Source organism: Arthrobacter sp. UYCu512, assembly GCF_040547075.1.
In the GTDB taxonomy this organism is placed as follows: Bacteria; Actinomycetota; Actinomycetes; order Actinomycetales; family Micrococcaceae; genus Arthrobacter.
This window is the reverse complement of sequence record NZ_JBEPPA010000014.1, coordinates 103,012-109,470: the sequence shown is the minus strand read 5'-3', so window position 1 is coordinate 109,470 and position 6,459 is coordinate 103,012. Positions and strand designations below refer to the sequence as shown.

The window sequence follows — 6,459 nt, the reverse complement described above, 5'->3', positions numbered from 1 at the left end:
TTGATCGGTACTCACTGACCATCGCACGATGGCTCACTACGTCGCCGGAGCAACGCGCAACTGCGGAGATCTACACCACTCCACGGGACGTAACCTTCCGGCCCGGCTCCCCCACGGAATTCACAGATCAGGAACGTCATGAAAAAGATCATCTTCGCTCTCCTTCCGGCCCTTATCGGGAGGGTTTTGCGCGCCCGGCGCGCGAAAAAGAACGGTCCCGGGCCCGCCGGCGGCACCACCCGCTACTGACCGCACCTAACGAGCTCATCGGACAGGAAATATCCGCCCGGACAGGGCCAGGCTCCGGGCAGGGCTGAGAAGTCGATGCTGGTATCAGCTGACCTTCGCCCGGTACCACCGAAGAGGTGAAAGACACGGGGAGGATGGCAGCCTGCTACCGGGCCTTCTGGCCTGACGGAACTGGCTTGTCCGGATATTTCGGCGATAGCACCCGACCTCCCTGCTCCGTCCGGAGCGCATTTTTTTGGGGCGCTCCAGCCAAGTGCACACCCGGTCTTGCTTTGGCTTCACTGCGGAAGCAGACCCGTTCGGTTCCCGGTCAGGAAGCGCGTCGCCGGGTAATCTGAGGTTGGGCCGGCCGGCCCGATATGACGGATAGGGCCACCCGATGGCTGTTAAATATGCGGTATACCAGGACAGATCCGGTGGTTACCGATTCCGGCTCGGGGCCGCCAACGGCGAAACCATTGCCTCGTCCGAGAGCTACACAACGAAGGCCGCGGCACTGGGCGGCATCGATTCCGTCCAGAAGAACGGTGACTCGCAGGTCACTGATCTCACGCAGTAGGCCGGTACTGGTGCGATGTTCTTAAGCATGCTTACTATGTTGGTTCGGCCGTACCAACGGTCACCAACAAAGGAGGAACCACGATGGGACTGGGCGACAAGATTCAAAACGCCGCTGAGAAGGCCGGCGGCAAGGGCAAGGAAGCTGCCGGCGAAGCCACAGGCGATGACAGCCTGAAGGCTGAGGGTCAGACCGACCAGGCCAAGGGCGATTTGAAGCAGGCCGGCGAGAAGGTCAAAGACGCCTTCAAGAAAGACTGAACCGGATCCAAGCGAAGGGGCGTACTCCTTTTTGAGGGTGTGCCCCTTCGCTTGTCCGCGCGGCGGCAAGGAAACCCGCTCCTACCTGTAATAGGTCTCGTACGAGTAAAAGCTGACTCCTGCAGTCTTGCCCACACAAAAAAATCGGCACCCCCTACAACCCCCGGCCCACCCCCCAACTGGTCCCCAGCAGAGGAAGGCCGGTTTCCTTGACCGCCCACGTCTTGGCCGATACTGCCGGAAGTTTGTCATTTCCCATGTTTGACACCGTTTCGGCCACCAACGGGTTTTACATGCACGCCTGGCAACGCCGGGGCCACGGAAAAGTGCCACGGACCCCCTGGTGAGGATCCATGGCACTTCCCGCCGAACCATGCATCCGGCAGGTTTTTCGGGTGGGTGTTACTTGGTGTTGACGGTGATTTTGGCGATGCCGACGAGCATGTCGGCTTTCACGGCGTCGGTCTTGAAGGTTTTGTTCAGCAGGCCGGCGGCGGTGTCGGAGATCAGCACCCGGGTGCCTTCCAGGACGGCGGTGTCGCCGGCCTTGGCGAGGGGCTTGAGGGTGGAGCCGTCGAGGTTGAAGATGTAGGCCTGCTTCGCGGCGGTGGTGCCGTTGACCGCGACGTCGCCGTAGAGCTTGGAGGTGCCCGGGTCGATGGTGAAGTTGGTCAGGTCAACCTTGGTGTCTCCGGCGGTCAGGGAGAACCCGGAACCGGCGTGGCTGATCAGGCCCTGCACGTAGGGGCGGTAGTCCTTGGCCGGGTCGTAGTAATCGACCTTGCCGCCGGTGATCGGGAAGATCAGCGAACCATCGGTCAGTGCCGCGGTCCCGACGGTGCCCGGGGTCAGCTTCAGGGTCTCAAGGGCCTTGGCGAAGGAGGCATCGAGCTTCACGGCGGTGGAGGTCCCGGTCAGGGCCGGGATGGAGGCCAGCGCCTTGGGCGCCTCAGCGGACATCGAGGCCGAGGAGGACGCCGGGGCGGCGGAAGCGTTGTCCGAGGGACTGCAGGCAGCCAGGGAGAACATCAGCGAACCGGCCGCTGCGATACCGGCGAAAGTCTTGATCGATGTGCGCATGGGGATACTCCTTGAAATCACTGGGGTGTGGGCCGTTCCCGTAGCCGGTACTTACCGGGTGACTCGGGCGGGCCCGTTGCTTGTCTGTCAGGAGTACTTCGAGACCAGTCCGGCATTGGATGGGTCACCCCAGTTCCGCGGCCATTCGTCGTCGTGTCGGGTTCCGGCCGAAGAGCAGCGATCAGCGCTGACCGTGCTCCGAAGACTGCGGCAACGTCAGCTGGGGCCCTGGATTCTTCAGGGTGGTATCAATCGATGACTGCGGCGCTCGTCGGCTTCTGGGAGTGGTGGCCGATGGGGCTCCGGTGTGCCCATCGGGCCCATTCTTCGGGCGTGGTGGTAGGGCGACCAAGTAGATAGCCTTGTCCTGCGCCCATGCCCAGGGCGGTGACGGCGGCCAGTTCCGCCTCGGTCTCGATCCCTTCGGCGACCAGAACGGCGCCGATCTCGCCGGCGAAACCTGTCATGGCCGCTCCCAGTGCCCGCTGCCCCGGGTCGGTATCGATTCCGGCGATGATGCCCCGGTCGAGTTTGATCAGGTCCGGTTTGAGCTGAAGAACGTGTCGCATCGACGCGAAGCCGGCGCCGGCATCATCTACGGCGATCCGCAGGCCCGCGGCCCGAAAAGGAGCCAGCGCCGCGGCGAGCGGCGCGTAATCGACCACCTCATGGCGTTCGGTGACCTCCAGCACGATGCGACGGGCCGGGATACCCGATCCCTGAATCAGCCCGGCCACGCCCGGGTCCATGCAGGCCTCGGGTGAAAGATTCACCGCGACGTACAGCGGTGCCGGCACCCCGGTGGCGTTCCTCAACGCGGTTTCGAGCGCAAGGATCTCCAACTCCACCCCGAGCCCGGCCGCGGCCGCCTCCGCAAACCATACTTCCGGCGACACCCCGGGCGTACCGGGAAAGCGGGTTAACGCTTCGGCGCCGATCACGGTACCGGTGCTCAGAGACAGGATGGGCTGGAACGCCGTCAGCAATGTCCGGCCGGCGAGGACGGACTGGACCCGGGCCCGGGCTTCGTAGAATGCAAGAGTATCGGCTGGCCCGGTAGTCAGGGCGCGGGCAGTTCCCTCGAATCCGACAGTCCGGCCGGACGCATCACGCAGCGTCCGGCCGGAGACCTCGACCAGGATCCGGCGCCCGTCCCGGTGCCGGCAGATGGTGGCCAGGCCGAACCAGGCCGCGTCCGCGTCTTCCCTGCTTGCCCTGTCCTGGAGTGCGGCCGCGAGCTCTTCCGAGTCGATCACGAGACCGAACTGCCGGCCCAGCAGTTCGGACGGTTCATAGCCGACCAGATCACGGCAGGCCGGACCGCAGAAGGTAAAGCGCCCGTCCGGACCGGTGGCCCACAACCATTCCCGGCTCGTGGCCAGTACCGTGTCCATCAGCCCCGCAGTCGAGATTGTTTCAGCCCGCTCCCTGCGCTGCTGGCTCACCAACTGATACGCGGCATAGACGACAACCGGGACCACAAGTAATGCCGCAAGCCCCGGAACCCAAGAGTCCCCGCCAAAACCGGTCCATGGTTGCTGGCCGAAAAGCAATGGAACGCGGATGGATATCGCCACAGCGGCATCGACACCGACGACCACCAGCAACCATTGGCCGGCTCCTGACAGCTGCCCTGAACCACGCCGGTTATTCCTTCCGCGCCGGTCCGGAGCCTGTGCCCGGTGTGAGAGGGTCTTCCTCCGGCGGGAGTCGCGCCCCATCATCAATTTTGTCTCCGGCGCATAACCAAGACCGGTTTTCCGGCAGGGTACATGGGCACGTGCGCCGCCCGAGTATGAGGAACAGCCCTCACTGCGGATCCCGCACTCAGCACACACATGTTCTCCATGGTGACACGCCGGTACCGTCAGTCAGCACCATTTGGCGGCACTCACCGGCAACGGCGGTGCCGTCCTGCCTTCAATGACGCTCCCTGGGTGGGAGGGCACCTGCCGCAAATGGGGAAATTCCGGCTTTGAATCGCTCCGTGCTGTTCGGGCTGGACCTTGAAGCTGGCTGGGTGTGCGGGCCGCCGCCTTAGTGAGGGTCGTTGCGCCGCCGGCGGATCCCTGCGGAATAGAAGATCAGCGATGAGACCGCTCCCAAGAGCAGTGCGCTGCCAAGAATGACAGCGACCGCACCGGATCCCAGCAGGAACACGCCCGCCGCTGCCCCCAATAGCAACAGCGGCAGAATCAGTGCCGGGACCCGGAATCCGAATCCCCGCACCGGGAGGACAGGGATGCCCTCGGGTGCGGTTCCTGTTTCGCCATCCCGTTCCGCCGCTCTGAGTCGTCCAGCGCATGTTGCCCGGATCGTTGCGGGCGAAGCAGCGTGTCCGGGGCGGAACCGTCCGACGAGGGTTCGGGTCCTGTGTCGCAGCCATTCATGGCAGTGTCCTTCAAGCGCGGGTTCAACCCTTTCAGGTCACGGCCGCTCCACGGTTACCAACGGTTACCAGGACACCTGAAGGTGTGACTTCTTTCACCATAACTTCCGGCTCGCACTCTGTCCCGTGGCAGGTCCGCGACACATTTGAAGACACCCCAACGTCAAATGTCCAGCCGTGGGACGGTCGACGGGCGGCTGACCGTCATCGGGCCGCCGGGCCGAGGGGTGGATTTAGCGGGGCCGTGGCTGCAGGGAACCCGTGCCTACCGCTGGAGCTGATCGGTTCTTGCCACGAGGACAATGTCTTAGGCTGGATTGTCATCTGGATAGGGGAATTGGTGCTTGATACGTTCAGTTTGAAGTTGGCGCTTGGGGTTGTCACGTTGACATTGTGTGTGCTGTTCTTCGGCTCGTTTCGCCGGACACGGTCGCCCTACAGCGCTTGGTGGTGTTTTGCCTTGGCTGCGTGGCTGGCCGGGAACGCGTCGTACGTGTTAAACGGGACGGACCAACAGTGGTGGGCGAACCCTGTTGGCAATGCGCTGTTAGTTGCCGGGGCGTTCGCTGCCTGGGCCGGATGCCGCAGCCTTCGGGGCTTTGCACCGAAGCGATGGCTGTTGCTTCTCGCACCTGCGGTTACCTTAGCGGCCTCGGTGCTGGGGAACCCGGCCGTGAACGTCTGGTCCGGCGGGGTGGTCTATTTCGGCCTGATGGGGGTGGGCATGGCGCTGGCGGCCCGGGAGCTGGCGCTGCTGAATCTTGGAGGCTCGCAGGCTCATCGGCCGCTGCTCTTTGCCGCCGGTACCTTGGTTGCGTTCTTCGCGTGCAGGGGAGTTTTCTATGTCCACTTCGGACCGGACGACGAGATTTTCCGTAGCTACTTCGGTCCCGCTGTTACCTGTATTCTGCTGATTGTCCTCCTTGTCACCGTCTCCTTCAGCATGACGGCGTTGAGCAACGACCACTTAGTCAACGCACTCAGCGAGCGGGCGGCCCGGGATGGGATGACGGGTTTGTTGAACCGTGAGACGTTCTTCGAACGGGCTCAATCGACACTTCTGCGCCTGGAGGGCGATGGTTCCGTTTCCACGGTGGTCCTGGCAGATCTGGACCACTTCAAAGCCATCAACGACACTCACGGTCATGCAGGCGGCGACGCGGCGATCCAGGCGTTCGCGGATGCATGCCTGCGTTCAGTGCGCCGCACGGACATTGTTGGGCGGTACGGCGGAGAAGAATTTATCATCTTGCTGTCCGGCGCCGATCCCGCTCGTGCCCTCACCATCACAAAAGACATCAGCTGCCGATTCGCTTCTGCTACGCCACCGTCAGGGATGGCGTTCCCCACGGTGAGCTATGGCATCGCGTCCACTGACTTTGGGCCGTCCCTGCCCCGGATGATCGAGGGCGCCGACGCCGCCCTTTATAGGGCCAAAGCCCGGGGACGGAACCAAGCCGTGTACGCCACGGAATAAAGGGGCCACCGCCCTTTCCCGCGCCCGCACAAAAACCTGGACGCACGTTGCGGGGTTTCCCCCGACGCGCAACAGACATTTGAAGCAGTACTCGTCACGGCACAGGGTGATCCAGGGGCAGCCTGTCAAGCCCCGGGTTTTGTGGAGGCGTTTTTAGTTGGAAATAGAGAGAAGTTCCGGGGCCGGGAGGCCGGCGTGGAGCTGCTCGTATTCGACTGGCGGGACGTGGCCGATCTCGCCGTGAAGATGCCGGTGGTTGAACCAATCTACGTACTTAGCCACGGCGACCTCAAGGTGGTTGATGTCCCGTCAGGGACACTTATTGCGGGGAAGGGTCCGTGCCGTCGACGGCAAAGGCCCGCTTGATCTCTCAAGCGGGCCTTTGCCTGCGCCGGGTGCCTGCTCCGGTAACTGAACGTCTGATTCGTTGCGGACCGCCTCTCTT

6 protein-coding genes are annotated in these 6,459 nt (G+C 63.4%); 3 read left to right on the top strand and 3 right to left on the bottom strand.

The genetic code is table 11. The features are described 5' to 3' along the window. Positions 1–628: 628 nt before the first annotated feature. Together ABIB49_RS15335 and ABIB49_RS15330 are read left to right on the top strand one after the other, a co-directional pair. Positions 629–808: a YegP family protein gene (locus ABIB49_RS15335; protein ID WP_354157303.1), complete on the top strand. Its 180-nt coding sequence runs from the start codon at positions 629–631 to the stop codon at positions 806–808. A gap of 83 nt (positions 809–891) precedes the next feature. Further along, entirely contained in the window at positions 892–1,068 is a 177-nt protein-coding gene (locus tag ABIB49_RS15330) for a CsbD family protein (protein ID WP_282360972.1), read from the top strand. Between the two features lie 402 nt (positions 1,069–1,470). Here ABIB49_RS15330 and ABIB49_RS15325 read toward each other — a convergent pair whose 3' ends face one another. Further along, positions 1,471–2,148: a hypothetical protein gene (locus ABIB49_RS15325; RefSeq protein ID WP_354157302.1), complete on the bottom strand. Its 678-nt coding sequence runs from the start codon at positions 2,146–2,148 to the stop codon at positions 1,471–1,473. A 248-nt stretch (positions 2,149–2,396) separates the two neighbouring features. Beyond that, on the bottom strand, positions 2,397–3,593 hold the full coding sequence (locus tag ABIB49_RS15320) for a sensor domain-containing phosphodiesterase (RefSeq protein WP_354157301.1): 1,197 nt from the start codon (positions 3,591–3,593) through the stop codon (positions 2,397–2,399). A gap of 1,188 nt (positions 3,594–4,781) precedes the next feature. Between ABIB49_RS15320 and ABIB49_RS15315 the strand changes: the two genes are divergently transcribed. Then, positions 4,782–6,014 carry a GGDEF domain-containing protein gene (locus tag ABIB49_RS15315; protein ID WP_354157300.1) on the top strand — a complete coding sequence of 411 codons (1,233 nt, stop codon included), beginning with the start codon at positions 4,782–4,784 and terminating at the stop codon, positions 6,012–6,014. A 153-nt stretch (positions 6,015–6,167) separates the two neighbouring features. On the opposite strand, the gene ABIB49_RS15310 is transcribed toward ABIB49_RS15315, so the two are convergent. Next, the gene (locus ABIB49_RS15310; RefSeq protein WP_354157304.1) at positions 6,168–6,317 is read right to left on the bottom strand and encodes an IS3 family transposase; all 150 of its coding nucleotides are present in this window, start codon (positions 6,315–6,317) and stop codon (positions 6,168–6,170) included. Between the last annotated feature and the right edge of the window lie 142 nt (positions 6,318–6,459).